Source organism: Cytobacillus sp. FSL R5-0377 (genome assembly GCF_038004385.1).
Classification (GTDB): domain Bacteria; phylum Bacillota; class Bacilli; order Bacillales; family Cytobacillaceae; genus Cytobacillus.
Genome location: NZ_JBBORA010000001.1, coordinates 1,156,709 through 1,173,218, shown reverse-complemented (window position 1 = coordinate 1,173,218; position 16,510 = coordinate 1,156,709). Strand labels below are relative to the sequence as shown.

The window sequence follows — 16,510 nt, the reverse complement described above, 5'->3', positions numbered from 1 at the left end:
GATGCTTCAGCTTTTGGCTGCTGCTATGATTTTCTTTACTATACCTTTGCAAAATTTTGAAGCTTCTATAAACGAAATGCCATTTGATTTCAAAGTAATGCCTCAAGCAGGAACGGAAAAAATGGAGATGGAATTAGTTCTGAAGAATACAGCCAATTATCCGCTGAGCTTTGAATTCATGAGTTCCCAATTTTACGAAGTAGAAATATTCAATCAAAAAGGCGAAAAGGTATATTCCTCCTCAGAAGGTAAAGCCTTTTTACAAGCTATTCAGACCATTGATGTCAAACCGGATGAAAGCAGGGTTTGGAAAGAGCATTGGGATTATCGGCAGAATGGCGAAAGAGTGGATGAGGGGGAATACACCGTAAAAGCCAGGCTTTTGGCATCAAACTTAAATGGAAAGAAACTGGTGAAAAAAGCAGAATCAAAAGATGCTGTTCATATCCCAGGAGAAAATCCAGTCTTTCGACAGGTTAAGGCTAATGGAGAGAATGGCTTATATTCGGTGGAAATTGAAGGACGTCCAAAAGGCGGAAAGGTATGGTATTCTGTTGAGGATGGCCATAATGAACTTCTGCCTGAAAAGGGAGTATCAGCCCAGTCAAATAACTGGGAGAATTTTTATATAGAAGTAAACATTTCTCCTGATAAACTGCCTGAAAGTGGTACAGTGCTTTTGCATTTATATGAAAAAGATAAGGCCGGAAATATCATGAATTCGTTTCCTGTTATTCTGGAAATAAGGTAAAAAAGAAGCCGGCGACCTCAATGGTCGCCGGCTTCTTTTATCGATTCTGCGAATATTGTTCAAGCTCCTCTTTGCATCTCACTCAGCTGTGCCTGTTCAGCCGCTGTGGAGTTGGCAAACGCGGAACTTAAAGCATTTTTCGCGCGGGAAACAGTTTCTTCGTCTGAAGAATTTTTAGCTATTTCCACATACTTTCTGGCTTCCTGAAATAATCTGTTACCCATCGCTATATTCCTCCGAGGGATGATTCTTTCACATTAGCTAATTTTTGGGCTTCCGCCTCAGCATAGGTCATGTGGTACGGGATACGCTCATCATGCTTACTAACAGTATCTTTACCCTGTTGAACGAAGCGTTTTGATTTATTACGTTTACCCATTCGAATCCCCTCCATGAAAAGAGTTTGAAGCCGCAATTGGGTCGCTTCATCTTTAGTATGCTCTAGAGGAAGGATTTAAAAAGGGGATTTTCCTGTTTCTATTTAATTCCTATTAATTGAACTGTTTATAGAGCTTTTAGGTTTAATAATTCATTTAGATAAATGCCAATGCCATCTTCCTCATTGGTTAAGGTGACTTCTCTGGCAATATTCTTCACCTGGTCAATAGCATTGCCCATGGCAATACCGTACCCAGCAAATTCAAGCATTTCAAGGTCATTGTCTTCATCGCCAAAAGCAATGATGCGCTCTGGCGGAATTTGAAAGTAATCAGTCGCTTTTTTAGGCCGACAGCTTTATTCAGCCCCGTTTTCACTATTTCAATGACGTGCCAGGGAGCCGCCCATCTGCGGTGGTCAATTACTTCTGCATGAACCTCGGAAAGATGATCTCTGATTGACTTTACATGCTCTTCATCAGTATGTATCAGCATGCTTGTCGGATTATCTTTTAAGTAATTGCGCAAATCACCAGTTGTAATATTCGGATTGCCAAAACCAAAGATGTCGAGTAGTTTTTCATCATGATAGTGCAAATAAACATCATCAATAACTTCTGCCACGATATTATGAATCGTATAGCTATTAACTGCCTCGACAATCTCTTTAGCTACGTTCATTTGCAGGGGTGTATGGTACACACCCCAATTATGGTCTTTAGGATGATGTATGTAAGCACCATTGAAATTGACAATCGGCGTAGTCAATTCCATTTCGCGATAATAAATTTCACTGGATCGAAATGGCCTTCCAGTGGCAATCATCACTTCATGTCCTTGTTCACGTGCCTTTTGAATAATCATTTTAGTTTTAGCCGAGATGGTTTTGTCATCTTTTAATAATGTGCCGTCCAAGTCCAATGCAATTAAATGTTTTTCTACCATAATATCTCCTTCTAAGCGCGCGAAGAATTTTTAATAAAAATGCGCCGCAGTCACCGGACTCCAGCCCATTGTTTATAATGAAGTATGCCCCGCTTTTCTTTTAAGTGTAAAGGTTTTGGAAAAGAAAAGTCCACATGTTAAACTGAAAATATAGAAAGAATTTACATCAAGACAGGAGCTTAAGCTTTTACAAAATCATTTTATACATATATGTTATCAATATTATTATAATTTTGTAAAAAAATTCACTTTGGTACAAAAGGTTTAGGAGGAAAAATTGTGGTTGTTATTGAACATAAGGTTATCAGAGAAATTCCTGTTCTTGAACTCGCCAGACAGGAAATAAAAGGGGAACTGTCGCCTTTTATCATTTTTGTTCATGGTTTTACGAGTGCCAAGGAACATAATCTGCATTATGCCTATCTGCTTGCAGAAAAGGGGTTTAGGGTAGTGCTTCCGGACACGTTATTTCATGGGGAAAGATCTCAGGGGTTATCTGGCGGCGATTTAAATTTCAAGCTATGGGATATTGTTCTGAATACAATTGCTGAATTGAATATAATCAAAAATGTTTATAAGGATTGGGACCTGATTGATCAGGAAAGAATAGGGCTTGTGGGTACCTCCATGGGTGGAATAGTCACTTTGGGCGCCTTGACCCAGTATGAATGGGTTAAAACTGCAGTTAGCCTGATGGGGATGCCGTATTATGAAAAGTTTGCTCAGCTTCAGCTCGACGAACTGAAGAAAAATAATATTAGGGTTCCTCTCACAAATGAAGAACTTGCAGATCTTCTGAGCAGTCTCAGGGAGCGTGATCTTAGCCTTCAGCCTGAAAAGCTTGGAGGAAGGCCGATTATGTTCTGGCATGGCAAAAAGGACCCGGTAGTGCCGTATTCCTATACATACCAATTTTATGAGACCATCCAGCCCATGTATAATGATTCACCTGAAAACCTCCTCTTTATAACAGATGAACAGGCAGGGCATAAAGTTAGCAGAGAAGGACTGCTCGAAACAGTTAGGTGGTTTGAGGAACATCTATAAACTGCGTTTTTTCATTTCAGTTAATTTTTTGTTAAGATAAAGATAGTAAATAATGAAGGAGTGCCGCAGATATGGATCAGGATTTAAAAGACAGCATTATGGGTGCACTTGAGCTTGTAGTAGACCCTGAGCTGGGGATAGACATTGTAAACCTAGGCCTGGTATATGATGTGAAAATGGAAGAGGAAGGAAAAGCCATAATTGATATGACACTTACTTCCATGGGGTCGCCCATTGGCAGGCACAATCGTTGAACAGGTTAAGTCAGCACTGGCAGATATCCCTGAAGTAAAAGACACTGAAGTCAACATTGTCTGGAACCCGCCTTGGTCCAAGGATAAAATGTCCCGCTATGCAAAAATTGCGCTTGGTGTTCGATAAGAGATTGAAGCATAAAACAGCAGGAGTATTTCCTGCTGTCAGCTTGTAGACAAAGTCTGCTTTGCAGACCACGTCTACAAGCTTTTTTTGTATAATTAGATTGAAAAGATTTTTTGTGGGGGATTCAAATGTTATCAAAACACGTAGAAGATGGAAGAAATCAAATAGAAATGGTCGCTCTTGACCAATTAGTGCCTGAAGATCACCTGGTTAGAAAGATCGAACAAGCTATTAATTTTGAATTCATTTATGACCTAGTAAAAGATAAGTATAGCTTAGACAATGGGAGACCTAGTATTGACCCTGTTGTCCTTGTTAAAATGGTGTTCATTCAATATCTATTTGGCATACGCTCGATGCGTCAAACAATTAAAGAGATTGAGACCAACGTAGCCTATCGTTGGTTTATTGGGTATGGGTTCACAGAGAAAGTTCCTCATTTTTCAACCTTCGGTAAAAACTACGCACGACGCTTTCACAATACGGACCTTTTTGAACAAATCTTCTATCGTATCTTAAAAGAAGCCATGACAAAGGGATTGGTCGACCCATCAGTTGCTTTTATTGATTCTACCCATGTAAAAGCGAATGCGAATAAAAAGAAGTTTGAGAAGAAAATAGCTCGTGTTGAAACAAGAAGTTACCAAGCTCAGCTAGATGAAGAAATTAATATCGACCGTGAGGAACACGGAAAAAAGCCCTTCCCCCACAGAATAAAGAAGAGTCAAAAGAAATAAAGGTCAGTACAACAGATCCTGAAAGTGGCTATTATGTAAAAGATGAACGGGAGAAATTATTTGCTTATTCATTTCATACAGCATGTGATTCTCGTGGGTTTATCTTAGGTTCTCTTGTCACTGGTGGAAATGTTCATGATAGTCGCATGTTAGACCAACTCGTCACTCAAGTCAGGGATAAAGTTGGAAAGCCTGAATCTATCGCAGTTGATGCTGGATATAAGACACCCCACATAGCAAAATTCCTTATGGATCAAGAGATTAGACCCGTTATGCCCTACACTCGTCCGAGAACAAAAGACGGATATCTTAAAAAGTACGACTACGTATATGATGAACATTTTGATTGCTATATTTGTCCTGAAGGACAAATCCTTCCTTACCGCACAACGACTAGAGATGGCTACAAACAGTACACTTCAAATCCACAAAAGTGTAAAGAATGCCCTCTTTTAGAACGTTGTACTCAAAGCCAAAATCACACTAAAATGATTCATCGGCATTTATGGCAGGGTTACATAGATGAAGTGGAACATCTGAGACATACCGAACTGAATAAAACGTTATATGCAAAGCGCAAAGAAACGATCGAACGTGTCTTTGCGGATGCAAAAGAAAAGCATGGCATGCGTTGGACGACCCTAAGAGGGCTTAAAAAAGTTTCAATGCAGGCGATGCTTACTTTCGCCGCTATGAACCTTAAGAAACTGGCAAATTGGACATGGCGAGGACCATGTCCAGCTTAATTATTGAGGTATGCCAACTGAAAAATATGATAAAACCCCAGTTTCACAAAATGAAACTGGGGTTTGTCTACGGTCTGACAGCAGGAGTATTTCCTGCTGTTTTTTTTTTGCCCTTGTGAGGTAGTTCACTTATTTCACATTCCGATTATCCTATAATAACAATGAAAAACAAAAAATAGTCTGCTTTGTTTTGACAAATGGCCGGGAGTGAGGCCGTCAAGGAGGCATCTTTAATGGGATTTAATAGAGATTTTAATAAAGACCCTTTTATTGTTATCTGGGAATTAACAAGGGCATGCCAGCTAAAATGTCTGCATTGCCGTGCTGAAGCGCAGTATAGGAGAGACCCGCGGGAGCTTTCCTTTGAAGAAGGAAAGGCCCTAATTGACCAAATCAGGGAAATGAACAACCCTATGCTTGTGTTTACAGGTGGAGACCCATTAATGAGGCAGGATGTATTCAACATTGCCGATTATGCCGTGAAAAAGGGCGTGCGTGTCTCCATGACCCCCAGTGCGACACCAAATGTAACTAAAGAAGCAATTGAAAAAGCCAAACAGGTCGGCCTGGCTCGATGGGCCTTTAGCCTTGATGGGCCAAATGCAGAAATTCACGACCATTTTAGGGGAACTTCAGGCTCCTTTGATTTAACGATTGAAAGGATAAAATATTTACACGAGCTTGAAATTCCGGTTCAGATTAATACAGTTATCTCGCGTTATAATATCGATTTCCTTGAGGAGATGGCCCAGGCTGTAGAAGAACTCAAATGTGTTCTTTGGAGTGTGTTCTTCCTCGTCCCAACAGGGAGAGGGCAGGAAAAAGATATGATCACACCGGTTGAGCATGAGAAGGTATTTACATGGCTTTATAATTTAAGCAAGAAGGTTTCCTTCGATATTAAGACCACTGCAGCCCAACATTACCGTCGAGTAGTCATTCAGCAAAAAATGAAGGAAGCAAAGGCTCAAAATGAGGATATTCACTATCTCAATGCACTTACACAGCAAGGGCTGACAGGTTCTATAGATGGTTTAGGAAGGGCGCCAAAGGGAGTAAATGATGGAAACGGCTTTGTATTCATTTCACACATTGGGGACGTTTATCCAAGCGGGCTGCTGCCTGTTAAAGCAGGGAATGTAAGGGAACAGCCGCTCGCTGAAATATACAGGGATTCACCTATTTTTAAAGATCTCAGAAATCCTGATAAATACAAAGGAAAATGCGGCCAATGTGAATTCCGTTATGTCTGCGGAGGATCAAGATCACGTGCATTTGCCATGACGGGAGATTATATGGAAAGTGAACCATTTTGTGTATATATTCCTAAGGCGCTTAGAAAGAAAACGGAAAAAGCATAAAAGGATACAGGGGTGCAGATTGACTGCACTCCTATTCAATGCTGCAGTATACGGCTGGGCAATTTTCACAGCCTATTTCATTTTTTAAGTATTGGAGATCATTAACTGTAATTTTTCCATTTATTATTGTAATAATGCCGTCCTTCTTCAGTTCACCCAGTATCCGATTGGTGCTTTCCCGGGAAGTGCCGCAGAAATTTCCAAGCTCCTGGTTCGTAAGGGGCAGATCAATGAGTATGCCGCCATTCACTTTTACTCCATAGCTGTTAGTCATTCTGATAAGAGTTGAATACAGGGCACCTTTTTTTCCATTAAGCACGAGGTCTCTGAATTTAGTTTGTGTATTGCGGAAATGGTCGCTCATCCATTTCATAAATTCATAGGCGAGAGTACTATTTTTAAAAATCTCTCTTTCCAGGACATCTTTTTTTATCACAGCTACTTCACCATCTTCCAGAACTAAAGCATTCAATAAATATTTTGGGTCACTGGTAAATAAGGTCAGCTCGCCAATGATTTCATTTTCTCCGCATAACCTGAAGGTGAGTTCCCTTCCATCTGCTGTTATCTTGCTGATTTGTATCTTGCCGGAAAGGATGATGTATAACTCATCAGCATCCATCCCTTCCTGAAAAATATAAGCTCCTTTCAGGGTTTTCATATGCCGGTCAGCGAAATGAAGAAGCTCTTTAATCTCAATGGAGTGTGTTTGTTTAATGGCTTTATGAGCCATGGGAATCCTCCTCATAAAACAACTGTCTTTTTTCACAATAATATCATTTGTATAGTGAAAACATGGCCGGCTTTTGTGTCTTTATTGTGGCATTTTCTATAGATATGGCTGAATGATAGCTAATAAGAAGCAATTCCCTATTAACATTGTATCGATTGTATGTTCTAATAGTAAAAGCCTTTAATTTGAGATACTGGGTTATTTCTGTTATTTTAAGGGAAAGGCTAAAATATACATCTGTATAGAAAGCTTAAACAAGTCACTCTTTATATGGAGTTGAACGGAATGGCTAAAACAATCGTTAAAGATAAATTAAATAGGCCTTTAAGAGACCTGAGAATTTCTGTTATTGACCGCTGTAATTTCCGCTGTCAATATTGCATGCCGGCAGAAATTTTCGGTCCTGATTTTTCTTTTCTTCCAAAAAGCGAGCTTCTCAGCTATGAAGAAATTGAAAGGCTGGCTAGAATTTTCGTAAGCCTTGGAGTGGAGAAGATCAGGTTGACAGGCGGGGAGCCCCTCATGAGAAAGGACATGCCTAAACTTGTCAAAATGCTATCAGACATTGAGGGATTAAAAGATATAGGACTGACCACGAATGGTGTCTTGCTTCCCAAACATGCGAAGGATTTAAAGGGGGCTGGATTGTTGAGGGTTAACATCAGTCTCGACAGTTTGGATGATGAGCTTTTTGGACAAATCAACGGACGCAATGTAGGTGTCAAGCCAGTCCTAAAAGGGATCGAAGCAGCAAAAGAAGCTGGACTTGGCGTGAAGATTAATATGGTTGTAAAAAAAGGCCTGAATGATTCTGAAATTGTTCCTATGGCTAAGTTCTGCAAGGATAATGGCTTACAGCTCCGTTTTATTGAATACATGGATGTCGGCAGCACAAACGGCTGGAAAATGGACGAGGTCGTTACGAAAAAAGAGATATATGACATCTTAAAGGAACACTATTTGCTGGAGCCGGTAGACCCGGATTATTTCGGAGAAGTGGCCAAGAGATACCGCTATAAAGACAGCGGTGTGGATGTCGGGTTTATTACATCTGTTTCTGAATCTTTCTGTTCAAGCTGCACTCGTTCAAGATTGTCAGCAAACGGCCAAATTTTCACGTGCCTATTTAATGGAGAAGGCCACGATATAAAGGAATTTATGAGAAAAGGCGCAACGGACGAAGAAATTACCGATCGGATTATCATGATTTGGAGCGGCAGAAAAGACAGATATTCAGACGAACGTACAGAGGAAACTGCTGCAAACAGGAAAAAGATTGAAATGTCCTATATTGGTGGATAAAGAAGCATGCTTTGCTGTGTCATGGGAAATGGCCATAGCAGGCAGGCTTTTATTTTTGCCGTTAACATAAAAACAATCTGCAGCCTGTAATGGCTGCAGATAAACAGGTTTAAATATATCGGGGGAATAGAATATTATTTTCCAGATGAACATGCATGAATGTCTGGCTTTCCAAATCTTCAAGGCGCTTATATACAAGACGGTAAGAACCGCATGCATCTGCTGGAGGAGTAAAATCAGCTGTAATCTCCCTCAATTCCTTTAAAATGGAACCTGCATGATCATGCTCCTTCTCAAGCTCCCGGATATAACTGATGATTTCTTCGCGATTCTTAACCTGAGGGTCTTCAAGCTTTAGCAGAAGCGGAAAAACTGACTCTTCTTCTTTGGAAGTATGTTCAAGAAGCTCGTGCTTCAATTCAAAGAATAATTGATGAACTTTAAGAAGCTCCTCATGGCTTTCACCATGAACTCTTGATACCTTTGTTACATATGGGCTTAATAGTGATAGTTCTTCTTCAAGAGGACGATGATACCGATAGATGACATGTTCAATAATGTCTTCTGAAGTACTGTCTGTCCAAACCTCTAAATCCTCGGTTGGGTTTTCCTTTTGAATGACTTCGTTTAATTCGTGAATTAAAACATCCATATCCGCTGACTGCTCTGAAACTGCACGCGCCAGCGGAATATTTCCGCCGCAGCAAAAATCAATGCGGTGACGTTTAAAAACATCGCTTGTCTTTGGAAATTCATTTACGATATCTTTTACCAGACGATCTTCTGAAATTTGTATAGCCATTGAAATTTCCTCCTTCTATCTTGTGAACTACCTAAAGAATAAACGATTATCTGCATCAACCTGGTGACGGACATCACACTTGCAGGCTTTTTATAAAATTTTTTGGTAAACCCAAAGGTATATGAAAACGGAAGTGTGACGATTGTCATGTTATGAATTTTCATGTACGTTTATAATAATCTAATTAGAAAAGTCCATAGGAGCTGATACCATGCTGGAAAAAAGAACTCCCATTCCTGTTGCTGAAGCAGTAAAAAAAGTCATGGCATATCATTTAAACGGGAGTGCAGAATGCATATCCATTAATGAAAGCAATGGCCGTTTTTTGGCAGAAGATTTAAAAGCGACACATGATGTCCCTCATTTTAATCGATCACCATATGATGGATTTGCTGTCCGATCTGCAGATACAAAGGAAGCTTCAATGGAAAATCCTGTCGTATTTGAGGTGGTAGACCACATTGGTGCGGGACACGTGACTTCTAAACAAATCGGCCCCTTCCAGGCTGTAAGAATCATGACAGGTGCGCAAATGCCTGAGGAGTGTGATGCTGTTGTAATGCTTGAACTGGCAAAAGCATATGAAGAAGATGGTAAGAAATTTATGTCCATTAAGCGCTCATATAAACCTGGAGACAATGTTTCCTTCAAGGGAGAAGATGCAAAAAAAGGAGATTCTTTAGTTAAGAAGGGGTCTAAGATCAATCCCGGAATTCAGGCCATTCTTGCAACCTTTGGTTATGCGGAAGTGCCTGTTGCCAAAAAGCCTGTTATTGGATTATTTGCAACAGGCACTGAACTATTGGAAGTCCACGAACCGCTGGAGCCGGGAAAAATCAGAAACAGCAATGCGCACATGATTAAAGCCCAAATTGAACGGGCAGGGGCGGAAGTTATTTATTATGGCAAGCTGCCTGACGAATTTAACACTTGTTTTAATGCTGTAAAAGATGCATTGGACGACGTGGATATGCTGATTACTACAGGCGGTGTATCCGTGGGTGATTTTGATTATCTGCCGGGAATTTATGAAAAGCTTCAGGCTGAGGTGCTTTTTAATAAAGTCGCCATGAGGCCAGGAAGTGTGACGACTGTTGCACAGTATGAAGGGAAGCTGCTGTTTGGACTTTCAGGAAATCCTTCTGCCTGCTATGTCGGCTTTGAGCTTTTTACAAGACCAATCATCCGAAAAATGCTTTTTTCTGAGAAACCGCATTTAAGGAAAGAAACGGCTGAGCTGGTCGCAGAATTTCCAAAAGCAAACCCATTTACACGATTTGTCAGGACATCTGTTAATTATTTGGAAGGACGGCTGGTGGCAGCACCAAGCGGAGTGGATAAATCAAACATTGTGATGAGTCTTGCCGGTGCGAATTCACTAATGATTCTGCCAGGCGGTACCAGGGGCTATGGCAAGGGGGACATCGTTGAGGTCCTATTGCTTGAGGACCATGAAGGAAGCGAATGGCCATGGTAAAGGAACCTGTTATCTTTCAGGTATCAGGCTATCAAAACAGCGGAAAAACAACTTTGATAAATAAATTAATTACAGGATTAAAAGAAAAGGGACTTTCTGTCATTACCATTAAACATCATGGCCATGGCGGCAAACCCGAAATCCCGGAAGGAAAGGATTCCAGCAGCCATATTGAATCAGGAGCTGCCGCTTCACTTGTTGAAGGGGGAGGCAGACTGCTTATGCATGCTGAAAAGAATAGCTGGAGCCTGGAGGAGCAAATTAAACTTGTACTGCACATGAAGCCGGATGTCGTGCTTATTGAAGGTCATAAAAAGGCATCATATTCTAAGGCACTCTTGCTTAGAAGTGATGAAGATATGCACCTTTTGAAGGAATTGACAAATATCTGTGCCGTTCTCATCTGGGATAATAAAGAAGTAAATGGAAATAATGTACCTCTTGAAGCCCCGTTTTTCGGTATTGGTGATCCCAAAGGCCCTGATTGGATTGTGGAGTTTTTAGTGAGCGAAAGAATGAAAAAAAATAGAAGCAAGAACAGCTCAATTTAATTTTGGGCTGTTTTTTTATTCTCTCAAAATTGAACGTTTTGTGGCGTTATGTGTGTCAGTGATAATCTTCACTTAAAATTTGCCGGGGAGATTATATATTAAAGACAGAAAGCAGCGGGGAGGTATTATAGATGAAGTTATTTATGCCGAAGCAGCATGGCGCCTGGGCTATGCTTATTCTGCCATTTTGGCTCGGAGCGGCTGCATCTGATATTATTTGGTCTCATATCCCGTTTTTTTTAGGTTGGATATTACTATATCTGGCCACATATCCGGGCCTTCTTCTTTTTAAAAGAAAAAGAATGGCTTTATATGCAAAATGGACGGCGATTTATCTTCTCCCGGCTATTTTGCTCCTTTTAATTCCTTTGCTGGATAGGCCGTCGATTATCATTTTCGGACTTCTTATGATTCCTTTTTTTATTATTAATGCGCTCTATTCTTCCAAAAACAGAGACAGAGCTTTAGGCAACGACTTTAGTGCTATCTGTGCCTTTTCAATAGCGGGTCTTGCGAGCAGCTATTTGCCGCATGGGGAAATATCAATGATGGCCTGGACTGTATTTACGGCATCTATTTTATTTTTTGCAGGAAGCACCTTTTATGTGAAATCCATGATAAGAGAAAAGAAAAATAGATCCTTTAAATGGATTTCCTGGATTTTTCATGCTGCGGTACCGATACTTTGGCTGCTGGCGGGAGGATGGATTATATCTGCTGCGTTTATTCCCAGCCTTTTCCGGTCGATTGCATTTTATGGGAGGTCATTTTCACCTAAAAAAATTGGCATTTATGAAATAGCTAATGCTTCGATATTCTTTTTAATGTTATTATTTTCCATACACACTTAAGAACCGGCTCTGAAAAGACCGGTTTTTTCAATTAATCCAGAAATGGTGAAAATAAATATTAGAAATCTTAAAAACTTCAGTAAAATAGGTTGCAATTTTTTTAACCAGTTTCTATAATAAGAGAAACATAAATTCATAAATATGTATATAAATGATTAAATATACAAGAGAGTGTGAAGGGAGCAGTTATGAACGTTTCAATTATCGGTACCACCGGTTATGGGGGAGCTGAATTGCTCCGTATCCTTAAGCAGCATCCGGAATTTAACATTAAATCTATTCATTCAACTAAAGATGATATTCCGATATGGCATGAATACCCGCATCTATACGGAATCTTAGAGAAGAATTTAGAGGGAATTGATTCAGCTCAAATAGCAGATCAGTCTGATATTGTGTTCCTGGCTACGCCATCTGGAATATCGGGAAAACTTGCAGAAGATTTTTCAGGTAAAGACATTAAGATAATTGACTTATCCGGCGATCTTCGGATACCAGCTCAAGATTACATGAAGTGGTATAAACACACTCCTGCAAACGAAACGCTAGTTGAAAAAGCAGTGTATGGGCTTTCTGAATGGCATCATGATGAAATAGCATCAGCCGAAATCATATCCAATCCGGGGTGCTATCCAACAGCTGCTCTGCTAAGTCTTGCACCTGTTGTAAATGAAAATTTAATTAAGCCGGATAGCATTGTCATCGATGCAAAATCAGGAGTGTCCGGGGCAGGAAGGGCGCTTACAAGAAATGCGAGCTATGCGGAGGCAAATGAAAATATGCGGGTATATAAGGTGAACCAGCATCAACATACCCCTGAAATTGAACAGCAGCTGATGAGATGGAATTCGGCCTTAATGCCGATCACATTCACAACCCATCTTCTGCCGATAACAAGAGGCATTATGACAACCAGCTACGTTCAGCTGACCAGCGAATACACTTCTTCTCAGATTCTTGAACTCTATCAATCAGTTTATGAAAATCACCCATTTATTCGAATTCGGCCTGAAAATACATTCCCTTCTATCAAAGAAGTGGCTGGCTCTAATTTTTGCGACATAGGTGTCCATGCAGATTCCAGAACGGGCAGACTGACAATCGTTTCAGTGATTGACAATTTAATGAAGGGTGCTGCCGGTCAGGCTGTACAAAATGCTAATATAATGAGCGGATGTGATGAAACAGCCGGACTTGGATTTGTTCCGCTCTATCCATAAGGAGGAAAAGATAAATGCAATTAGTATCTCAAGCTGAAATAACCGAACTGCCAGCCGGAAGCATCATCACACCAAAAGGCTTTACAGCAGCTGGTGTCCATGCAGGACTGCGCTATTCCAAAAAGGACTTGGGAATTATATTAAGCGATACGCCTGCACAATGTGCAGCTGTCTATACCACAAGCCACTTTCAGGCGGCCCCTCTAAAAGTGACGAAGGAAAGCATTGCTGCAGAAGGGCTCATTCAGGCTGTTATTGTAAATAGTGCGTGTGCCAATGCCTGTACTGGGGATCAGGGGCTAAAAGATGCCTATCAAATGAGAAAGTCTGCTGCTGATCAGTTTAAATTGAAGGAACATCATGTGGCAGTTGCCTCTACGGGTGTCATTGGAGAATATATGCAGATGGATAAGATTGAAAAGGGCATTAAGATGCTGAAGCCCGGCAATGAAGCATTACACTCGGAGGATTTTCAAACAGCCATATTAACAACAGATTTAGTAATGAAAAAGTGCTGCTACTCGGCAGATATTGATGGAAAAAAAGTCACGATGGGCGGGTCGGCTAAGGGTTCAGGAATGATTCATCCCAATATGGCAACCATGCTTGCCTTTATTACAACAGATGCCAATATAGAAAGCTATGATTTGCAAATGGCCTTAAAACAGGTTACCGACCGAACGTTCAATCAGATAACCGTTGATGGGGATACTTCAACAAATGATATGGTAATGGTTATGGCTAATGGAGTCAGCTCTGCCAACAAACTTTCACCAAAGCACCCGGAGTGGGATGTATTTATACAGATGCTTTCCAAAACGTGTGAGAGTCTTGCCAAACAGATAGCCAAAGATGGAGAAGGAGCAACAAAGCTGATCGAGGTGGAGGTGTCGGGAACCAAAAACGATGATGAGGCAAGAATAATTGCCAAGCAAATTGTCGGCTCAAACCTTGTAAAGACTGCCATATATGGAGCTGATGCCAACTGGGGGAGAATCATAGGAGCAATCGGACAGAGCCAGCCGGCTATTAATCCGTCTTCGGTGGATATCGCAATCGGACCTATAGTCATGCTGAAAAATAGTGTTCCACTGGCATTTTCTGAAGAAGAAGCAAAAGAGTACTTATCAAATTCCGTCATTCAAATTACTGTAGATCTTCATCAGGGAGCAGGTAAAGGAAAAGCCTGGGGATGTGACTTATCCTATGATTATGTCAAAATCAATGCAAGCTACCGTACCTGAAGGGGATGACTTATGAAAAGTATAGTGATTAAATGCGGCGGCAGTGTAATGGAAGAATTGGGAGAAGCTTTTTTTGATAGTCTTTTAGTTTTAAAAAAAGAAGGATACCAGATTGTTTTTGTTCATGGAGGAGGACCGGCAATTAACAGCTTGCTGGGACTTTATAATATTCAGCATGAATTTGTAAACGGGCTTAGAAAGACGACTCCGGAAGTTCTGAAGGTGGCAGAGATGGTTTTGGCAGGACAATCCAACCGCAAACTTACTTCGATGCTCGAACAGCATGGCTTGAGGGGCTTTGGAGTAAACGGCAGCGATGCCGGATTGCTAAAGGCAGAATGTATCAATCAGAATGAGCTTGGGCTGGTGGGGGAAATTACCTCTGTTGATCAGTCAGTACTAAAAATGTTATTTAATGAAGACCTGGTACCTGTTATTACTCCTATTGCTGCTTCAGAAGGAGGCACGAAGTTAAATATAAATGCCGACTATGCCGCTGCAGCTGTTGCCAATGCCATTAAAGCTGAACATTGCATCTTTGTAACGGATGTAAGAGGCATTTATATTGACGGAAACCTGGCTCAGCAGCTGGACGGGAAAGAAATTGAACAGCATATTAACGATAAAAAAATCACCGGAGGAATGATTCCAAAAGTTACGTCTGCATTGAACCTGATCAGCAGCGGGCTTAACAGCGTAATGATTGTATCAGGTAAAGATAAGTTTTATGAGGATGGCATATGGATCGGGACGAACATATCTGCCAAGAAGGAGGTCTTAACTTGAGTAATTTATTTCCAACGTATGCACGGTGGGAAGTGGAGCCGGAAAAAGCAGAAGGAAGTTATCTTTACGATAAAAATGGGAAGCGCTATCTGGACTTCACATCAGGAATTGGAGTATGCAATCTTGGTCACCGTCCGGAAGCTGTTCAAAAATCAATTAATGAACAGCTGAATAAATTCTGGCATGTTTCCAATTTATTTATACAGGATCAGCAGGAGACTGCTGCTAAAGCTCTCTCTGAAGCTGCTGGCATGGACCTTGTGTTCTTTTCCAACAGCGGTGCGGAAGCAAATGAAGCAGCGATTAAACTTGCAAGAAAAGCAACCGGACGTGAAAAAATCATTACTTTTCAGCAATCATTCCATGGGAGGACCTTCGCAACTATGGCTGCTACCGGCCAGGATAAAATAAAAAACGGCTATGGGTCCATGCTGGAAACATTTAAATATGTTCCCTTTAATGATATTCATGCATTGAGAGATGAAATGGATTCAGAAACCGCCGCAGTTATGCTGGAAATTGTACAGGGTGAAGGCGGTATTCACATTGGGAATCAGGAGTTTCTTGCAGAAATTGAACATCTTTGCAAAGAATACGGTGCGCTCCTGATAATTGATGAAATACAGACCGGCATTGGCAGAACGGGCAAAGCCTTCGGATTTCAGCATTTTAATCTAACTCCCGATATCGTAACCGCCGCTAAAGGACTGGGCAGCGGAATGCCTATCGGCGCGGTGATTGGAAAAAGAACATTAGAAGAGGTATTTGGACCAGGAAGCCATGGATCAACATTCGGCGGAAACCCGATCAGCATTGCAGCTGCTATTGCAACAATGAAGACAATATTTGATGATGACTTTTTACATGCTGTACAGGAAAAAAGTGCTTTACTTGCTGACAAATTGGCCGAATCGCTTGAACAGATACCAGCTGTTAAGGAAATTCGAAATCTTGGTTTGATGACTGGTATTGAATCTGATATTCCCCTTCCATCTTTGTTAAAAGAGTTAAGAAATAATGGTTTGCTGGCATTGCCTGCAGGAGATAATGTTTTACGGCTGCTTCCTCCCTTGACAGCCTCAAAATCTGAAATAGATACAGCGGTGCAAATTCTGCAATCCACATTTAAGGAATTATCAAAGTCAGCTGTTTAAGCTGTATTATTTTTCATATGAATGAATAAAAATTAATAAATTTAT

15 protein-coding genes and 3 pseudogenes are annotated in these 16,510 nt (G+C 40.7%); 13 read left to right on the top strand and 5 right to left on the bottom strand.

The genetic code is table 11. The features are described 5' to 3' along the window. Position 1 precedes the first annotated feature (1 nt). Positions 2–751, top strand: coding sequence for a BsuPI-related putative proteinase inhibitor (locus NSQ49_RS05855; protein ID WP_159866220.1), 750 nt, complete (start codon positions 2–4; stop codon positions 749–751). A gap of 59 nt (positions 752–810) precedes the next feature. On the opposite strand, the gene NSQ49_RS05850 is transcribed toward NSQ49_RS05855, so the two are convergent. The 3 genes and pseudogenes from NSQ49_RS05850 to NSQ49_RS05840 all read right to left on the bottom strand — a co-directional run bounded on the left by NSQ49_RS05850 (position 811) and on the right by NSQ49_RS05840 (position 2,073). After that, complete coding sequence (locus NSQ49_RS05850) at positions 811–975, bottom strand: DUF3813 domain-containing protein (RefSeq protein WP_341070542.1); 165 nt, start codon at positions 973–975, stop codon at positions 811–813. A gap of 2 nt (positions 976–977) precedes the next feature. After that, positions 978–1,130: a hypothetical protein gene (locus NSQ49_RS05845; protein ID WP_201306552.1), complete on the bottom strand. Its 153-nt coding sequence runs from the start codon at positions 1,128–1,130 to the stop codon at positions 978–980. A 125-nt stretch (positions 1,131–1,255) separates the two neighbouring features. Further along, positions 1,256–2,073 (bottom strand): annotated as a pseudogene (locus tag NSQ49_RS05840) (Cof-type HAD-IIB family hydrolase). Between the two features lie 279 nt (positions 2,074–2,352). Here NSQ49_RS05840 and NSQ49_RS05835 point away from each other — a divergent pair. The 4 genes and pseudogenes from NSQ49_RS05835 (at position 2,353) to NSQ49_RS05820 (ending at position 6,345) form a co-directional block, all read left to right on the top strand. Beyond that, positions 2,353–3,120, top strand: coding sequence for an alpha/beta fold hydrolase (locus tag NSQ49_RS05835; RefSeq protein ID WP_341070540.1), 768 nt, complete (start codon positions 2,353–2,355; stop codon positions 3,118–3,120). A 71-nt stretch (positions 3,121–3,191) separates the two neighbouring features. Continuing rightward, positions 3,192–3,501, top strand: a pseudogene (locus NSQ49_RS05830) (metal-sulfur cluster assembly factor). Between the two features lie 128 nt (positions 3,502–3,629). Next, positions 3,630–4,984 (top strand): annotated as a pseudogene (locus NSQ49_RS05825) (IS1182 family transposase). A gap of 233 nt (positions 4,985–5,217) precedes the next feature. After that, the gene (locus NSQ49_RS05820) at positions 5,218–6,345 is read left to right on the top strand and encodes a TIGR04053 family radical SAM/SPASM domain-containing protein (RefSeq protein WP_251283052.1); all 1,128 of its coding nucleotides are present in this window, start codon (positions 5,218–5,220) and stop codon (positions 6,343–6,345) included. A gap of 31 nt (positions 6,346–6,376) precedes the next feature. On the opposite strand, the gene NSQ49_RS05815 is transcribed toward NSQ49_RS05820, so the two are convergent. Continuing rightward, positions 6,377–7,078: a Crp/Fnr family transcriptional regulator gene (locus NSQ49_RS05815; RefSeq protein WP_251283053.1), complete on the bottom strand. Its 702-nt coding sequence runs from the start codon at positions 7,076–7,078 to the stop codon at positions 6,377–6,379. 285 nt (positions 7,079–7,363) lie between these two features. On the opposite strand from NSQ49_RS05815, the gene moaA reads away from it, so the two are divergent. Beyond that, complete coding sequence (gene moaA / locus NSQ49_RS05810) at positions 7,364–8,380, top strand: GTP 3',8-cyclase MoaA (protein ID WP_251283054.1); 1,017 nt, start codon at positions 7,364–7,366, stop codon at positions 8,378–8,380. Positions 8,381–8,489: 109 nt separating this feature from the next. Here the strand turns inward: moaA and ric are convergent, their stop codons facing one another. Then, on the bottom strand, positions 8,490–9,182 hold the full coding sequence (gene ric / locus NSQ49_RS05805) for an iron-sulfur cluster repair di-iron protein (RefSeq protein ID WP_159868853.1): 693 nt from the start codon (positions 9,180–9,182) through the stop codon (positions 8,490–8,492). A gap of 211 nt (positions 9,183–9,393) precedes the next feature. Here ric and NSQ49_RS05800 point away from each other — a divergent pair, with 211 nt between their 5' ends. From NSQ49_RS05800 to NSQ49_RS05770, 7 genes are all read left to right on the top strand, one after another. After that, complete coding sequence (locus NSQ49_RS05800; protein WP_159868850.1) at positions 9,394–10,659, top strand: molybdopterin molybdotransferase MoeA; 1,266 nt, start codon at positions 9,394–9,396, stop codon at positions 10,657–10,659. Then, a complete protein-coding gene (gene mobB / locus NSQ49_RS05795; protein ID WP_341070533.1) occupies positions 10,647–11,210 on the top strand; it encodes a molybdopterin-guanine dinucleotide biosynthesis protein B in 564 nt (187 codons plus the stop codon). Before NSQ49_RS05800 ends, mobB begins: the two co-directional genes overlap by 13 nt. Before the next feature lie 131 nt (positions 11,211–11,341). Continuing rightward, entirely contained in the window at positions 11,342–12,061 is a 720-nt protein-coding gene (locus NSQ49_RS05790) for a YwiC-like family protein (RefSeq protein WP_159868844.1), read from the top strand. 188 nt (positions 12,062–12,249) lie between these two features. Beyond that, positions 12,250–13,281 carry an N-acetyl-gamma-glutamyl-phosphate reductase gene (gene argC / locus NSQ49_RS05785; RefSeq protein ID WP_159868841.1) on the top strand — a complete coding sequence of 344 codons (1,032 nt, stop codon included), beginning with the start codon at positions 12,250–12,252 and terminating at the stop codon, positions 13,279–13,281. 14 nt (positions 13,282–13,295) lie between these two features. Then, positions 13,296–14,525 (top strand): bifunctional ornithine acetyltransferase/N-acetylglutamate synthase, encoded by a 1,230-nt coding sequence (gene argJ, locus NSQ49_RS05780; RefSeq protein WP_251283056.1) that lies wholly within the window; start codon positions 13,296–13,298, stop codon positions 14,523–14,525. A gap of 12 nt (positions 14,526–14,537) precedes the next feature. Beyond that, positions 14,538–15,311, top strand: a complete 774-nt coding sequence (argB, locus tag NSQ49_RS05775) for an acetylglutamate kinase (protein WP_159868835.1) — start codon at positions 14,538–14,540, stop codon at positions 15,309–15,311. Beyond that, positions 15,308–16,465 (top strand): acetylornithine transaminase, encoded by a 1,158-nt coding sequence (locus NSQ49_RS05770; protein WP_159868832.1) that lies wholly within the window; start codon positions 15,308–15,310, stop codon positions 16,463–16,465. The genes argB and NSQ49_RS05770 overlap by 4 nt, the downstream gene beginning before the upstream one ends. Positions 16,466–16,510 lie beyond the last annotated feature (45 nt).